Origin of the sequence: Dermacoccus sp. NHGro5 (genome assembly GCF_017565385.1) — a bacterium.
Lineage (GTDB): Bacteria > Actinomycetota > Actinomycetes > Actinomycetales > Dermatophilaceae > Dermacoccus > Dermacoccus nishinomiyaensis.
The window spans coordinates 1-5,400 of record NZ_JAGEKQ010000057.1 but is presented as its reverse complement, the minus strand read 5'-3'; the positions used below and the strand labels follow the sequence as shown (position 1 = coordinate 5,400).

Below are 5,400 nucleotides of genomic sequence, written 5' to 3'. Positions count from 1 at the left end.
TTTGAGAACTCAACAGCGTGCCGATGTGATCATCGCCAAACATTTTAGTGGCACTTATGGAGTGTCGCGTGTTTTGGCTGAGTGATTAATGATTGTACAGAACTACGATGACCCTTTTGGGGTTGTTGTTTGTCACCGTTTTTTTCTCGGTCAGGGTAACAAATTTTTTCTACGGAGAGTTTGATCCTGGCTCAGGACGAACGCTGGCGGCGTGCTTAACACATGCAAGTCGAACGATGAAGCACCAGCTTGCTGGTGTGGATTAGTGGCGAACGGGTGAGTAACACGTGAGTAACCTGCCCCTCACTCTGGGATAAGCCTGGGAAACTGGGTCTAATACTGGATACGACCGATCTCCGCATGGAGTGTTGGTGGAAAGTTTTTGTGGTGGGGGATGGACTCGCGGCCTATCAGCTTGTTGGTGGGGTAATGGCCTACCAAGGCGACGACGGGTAGCCGGCCTGAGAGGGCGACCGGCCACACTGGGACTGAGACACGGCCCAGACTCCTACGGGAGGCAGCAGTGGGGAATATTGCACAATGGGCGAAAGCCTGATGCAGCGACGCCGCGTGAGGGATGACGGCCTTCGGGTTGTAAACCTCTTTCACCAGGGACGAAGCTAACGTGACGGTACCTGGAGAAGAAGCACCGGCTAACTACGTGCCAGCAGCCGCGGTAATACGTAGGGTGCGAGCGTTGTCCGGAATTATTGGGCGTAAAGAGCTTGTAGGCGGTTTGTCGCGTCTGCTGTGAAAGACCGGGGCTTAACTCCGGTTCTGCAGTGGGTACGGGCAGACTAGAGTGTGGTAGGGGAGACTGGAATTCCTGGTGTAGCGGTGAAATGCGCAGATATCAGGAGGAACACCGATGGCGAAGGCAGGTCTCTGGGCCATTACTGACGCTGAGAAGCGAAAGCATGGGGAGCGAACAGGATTAGATACCCTGGTAGTCCATGCCGTAAACGTTGGGCGCTAGGTGTGGGACTCATTCCACGAGTTCCGTGCCGCAGCTAACGCATTAAGCGCCCCGCCTGGGGAGTACGGCCGCAAGGCTAAAACTCAAAGGAATTGACGGGGGCCCGCACAAGCGGCGGAGCATGCGGATTAATTCGATGCAACGCGAAGAACCTTACCAAGGCTTGACATACACCGGAATCATGCAGAGATGTGTGCGTCTTCGGACTGGTGTACAGGTGGTGCATGGTTGTCGTCAGCTCGTGTCGTGAGATGTTGGGTTAAGTCCCGCAACGAGCGCAACCCTCGTTCCATGTTGCCAGCACTTCGGGTGGGGACTCATGGGAGACTGCCGGGGTCAACTCGGAGGAAGGTGGGGATGACGTCAAATCATCATGCCCCTTATGTCTTGGGCTTCACGCATGCTACAATGGCCGGTACAGAGGGTTGCGAAACCGTGAGGTGGAGCTAATCCCAAAAAACCGGTCTCAGTTCGGATTGGGGTCTGCAACTCGACCCCATGAAGTCGGAGTCGCTAGTAATCGCAGATCAGCAACGCTGCGGTGAATACGTTCCCGGGCCTTGTACACACCGCCCGTCAAGTCACGAAAGTCGGTAACACCCGAAGCCGGTGGCCTAACCCTTGTGGGGGGAGCCGTCGAAGGTGGGACTGGCGATTGGGACTAAGTCGTAACAAGGTAGCCGTACCGGAAGGTGCGGCTGGATCACCTCCTTTCTAAGGAGCATCAAGCCCTTGCCACACCGTTCGTGTGTGGGGGGTGCTCATGGGTGGAACGATGATCATGGTGCAGCCTGCATGGTTGCCGGCATCAGCGAGTACGAACCAGTCATACGCGTCTTGATCCCTTGATGGGGTGAGGATGTGGGGCTGGTTGGGGAAAGCGTGGTGGTGGTGAGTGTGTTGGGGTTGTGTTCGGCGCGTTGTTGGGTTCTCAGGACACGGATCGTGTTCTGGGGTTGTGGTCAACACAAGATCACACACCAAGTGAAGACTCTTCATCTTGTTGGATGGGGTTTGGGTGTGTGGGGTTGTGTGTGGCGTGTTGTTTGAGAATTACACAGTGGACGCGAGCATCTAGTATCTGTGATCTTAAGTTTTTAAGGGCACACGGTGGATGCCTTGGCACCAGGAACCGATGAAGGACGTTGTAATCTGCGATATGCCTCGGGGAGTCGATAAACAGGCTGTGATCCGGGGATTTCCGAATGGGGAAACCCGCCATGAATCATGTCATGGCACCTGCACCTGAACACATAGGGTGTTGGGAGGGAACGTGGGGAAGTGAAACATCTCAGTACCCACAGGAAGAGAAAACAAGAGTGATTCCGTGAGTAGTGGCGAGCGAAAGCGGATGAGGCTAAACCATGATCGTGTGAGACCTGTCAGGGGTTGCGGTTGTGGGGTTGTGGGACAGTGCTGATCCTCACTGACATGAGGGTGCGCAGTAAGAAACCATGTGCGTAGTTGAACAATCTTGAATGGTTGAGCGTAGAGGGTGCGACTCCCGTAGACGAAACGTGTGTGGCTGTGTTGTGCTGTTTCCCAAGTAGCACGGGGCCCGTGAAATCTCGTGTGAATCTGGCAGGACCACCTGCTAAGCCTAAATATTCCCTGGTGACCGATAGCGGACTAGTACCGTGAGGGAAAGGTGAAAAGAACCCCGGGAGGGGAGTGAAATAGATCCTGAAACCGTGTGCTTACAATCCGTCGGAGCCTCTGTGTGGGGTGACGGCGTGCCTTTTGAAGAATGAGCCTGCGAGTTAGTGCTCAGTGGCGAGGTTAACCCGTGTGGGGTAGCCGTAGCGAAAGCGAGTCCGAATAGGGCGTTTGAGTCGCTGGGTCTAGACCCGAAGCGGAGTGATCTACCCATGGCCAGGTTGAAGCGCCGGTAAGACGGCGTGGAGGACCGAACCCACTTAGGTTGAAAACTGAGGGGATGAGCTGTGGGTAGGGGTGAAAGGCCAATCAAACTCCGTGATAGCTGGTTCTCCCCGAAATGCATTTAGGTGCAGCGTCGCGTGTTTCTTGCCGGAGGTAGAGCTACTGGATGGCTGATGGGCCCCACCGGGTTACTGACGTCAACCAAACTCCGAATGCCGGTAAGTGAGAGCGTGGCAGTGAGACTGCGGGGGATAAGCTTCGTAGTCGAGAGGGAAACAGCCCAGATCATCAGCTAAGGTCCCTAAGCGTGTGCTAAGTGGGAAAGGATGTGGAGTTGCTGTGACAACCAGGAGGTTGGCTTAGAAGCAGCCACCCTTTAAAGAGTGCGTAATAGCTCACTGGTCAAGTGATTCCGCGCCGACAATGTAGCGGGGCTCAAGCACATCACCGAAGCTGTGGCAATGACACACTGACCCTTAACGGGGGTGTTGTTGGGTAGGGGAGCGTCGTGTGGCGAGTGAAGCGGCCGAGTGATCGAGTCGTGGATGCTACACGAGTGAGAATGCAGGCATGAGTAGCGAATGACGGGTGAGAAACCCGTCCGCCGAATAACCAAGGGTTCCAGGGTCAAGCTAATCTGCCCTGGGTAAGTCGGGACCTAAGGCGAGGCCGACAGGCGTAGTCGATGGACATCCGGTTGATATTCCGGAACCGGCGAAGAACCGCCCATACTGAACCATGGGATGCTAAACACCCGAACCATGCCAACCGGTCCTTCGGGATCATCTGGTGTGGGGAGCGTGTGACCCGATCGTGTAGTAGGTAAGCGATGGAGTGACGCAGGAAGGTAGCCTCCGCGGGGCGATGGTAGTCCCCGTCCAAGCATGTAGGCCCACTGGTAGGTAAATCCGTCAGTGATGTGGCTGAGATGTGATGGTGACCACGTATGTGGGAAGCAGGGTGATCCTATGCTGTCGAGAAAAACTTCTAGCGAGGTTCGAGCCGCCCGTACCCCAAACCGACTCAGGTGGTTAGGTAGAGAATACTAAGGCGATCGAGTGAATCGTGGTTAAGGAATTCGGCAAAATGCCCCCGTAACTTCGGGAGAAGGGGGGCCCAAGCCTTGAAGCCCGTACGGGCTAGGGGTGAGGGTCGCAGAGACCAGGGAGAAGCGACTGTTTACTAAAAACACAGGTCCGTGCGAAGAAGTAATTCGATGTATACGGACTGACGCCTGCCCGGTGCTGGAAGGTCAAGAGGACTGGTTAATCACTTCGGTGGTGAAGCTGAGAATTTAAGCCCCAGTAAACGGCGGTGGTAACTATAACCATCCTAAGGTAGCGAAATTCCTTGTCGGGTAAGTTCCGACCTGCACGAATGGCGTAACGACTTCTCCACTGTCTCAACCACGAACTCGGCGAAATTGCAGTACGAGTAAAGATGCTCGTTACGCGCAGCAGGACGGAAAGACCCCGGGACCTTTACTACAGTTTGGTATTGGTGTTCGGTACGGCTTGTGTAGGATAGGTGGGAGACTGTGAAGCATGCACGCCAGTGTGTGTGGAGTCATTGTTGAAATACCACTCTGGTCGTATTGGGCTCCTAACTTCGGTCCGTGATCCGGATCAGGGACAGTGCCTGATGGGTAGTTTAACTGGGGCGGTTGCCTCCTAAAGGGTAACGGAGGCGCCCAAAGGTTCCCTCAGCCTGGTTGGCAATCAGGTTTTGAGTGTAAGTGCACAAGGGAGCTTGACTGTGAGACAGACATGTCGAGCAGGCACGAAAGTGGGGACTAGTGACCCGACGGTGGCTTGTGGAAGCGCCGTCGCTCAACGGATAAAAGGTACCCCGGGGATAACAGGCTGATCTTGCCCAAGAGCTCATATCGACGGCATGGTTTGGCACCTCGATGTCGGCTCGTCGCATCCTGGGGCTGGAGTAGGTCCCAAGGGTTGGGCTGTTCGCCCATTAAAGCGGTACGCGAGCTGGGTTTAGAACGTCGTGAGACAGTTCGGTCCCTATCCGCTGTGCGCGTAGGAAACTTGAGAAGACCTGTCCCTAGTACGAGAGGACCGGGATGGACGAACCTCTGGTGTGTCAGTTGTTCCGCCAGGAGCACCGCTGATTGGCTACGTTCGGAAGTGATAACCGCTGAAAGCATCTAAGCGGGAAGCACGCTTCGAGATGAGGTTTCCATACACCTTGTGTGTGAGAGGTTCCCTAGAGACGATGGGGTTGATAGGCCGGATGTGGAAGACCAGTAATGGTTGTAGCTGACCGGTACTAATGAACCGATAACTTATTATCACACTCAGTATTGTTGTGCTAGTGCTCGCGTCCCTGTGTAATTCTGAAACAATACACTCGCCATGATGGGTTGATATGTTTCATAGTGTTACGGTGGTTATAGCGAAGTGGGAAACGCCCGGTCACATTCCGAACCCGGAAGCTAAGCCCTTCAGCGCCGATGGTACTGCACTCGGTAGGGTGTGGGAGAGTAGGACACCGCCGGACTTCTTCAACAGAAGGGTCCTTGATCTGAT

The 5,400-nt window shown here is 54.8% G+C and carries 3 rRNA genes; all 3 read left to right on the top strand.

What is annotated here, in order from left to right:
- Positions 1 to 168 precede the first annotated feature (168 nt).
- The 3 genes from J4Z35_RS14050 to rrf all read left to right on the top strand — a co-directional run bounded on the left by J4Z35_RS14050 (position 169) and on the right by rrf (position 5,371).
- A 16S ribosomal RNA gene (locus J4Z35_RS14050) occupies positions 169 to 1,690 on the top strand.
- A gap of 373 nt (positions 1,691 to 2,063) precedes the next feature.
- Positions 2,064 to 5,164 (top strand): 23S ribosomal RNA (locus J4Z35_RS14045).
- An 89-nt stretch (positions 5,165 to 5,253) separates the two neighbouring features.
- Positions 5,254 to 5,371 (top strand): 5S ribosomal RNA (gene rrf, locus J4Z35_RS14040).
- Together the 16S, 23S and 5S rRNA genes form the textbook arrangement of a ribosomal RNA operon.
- Positions 5,372 to 5,400 lie beyond the last annotated feature (29 nt).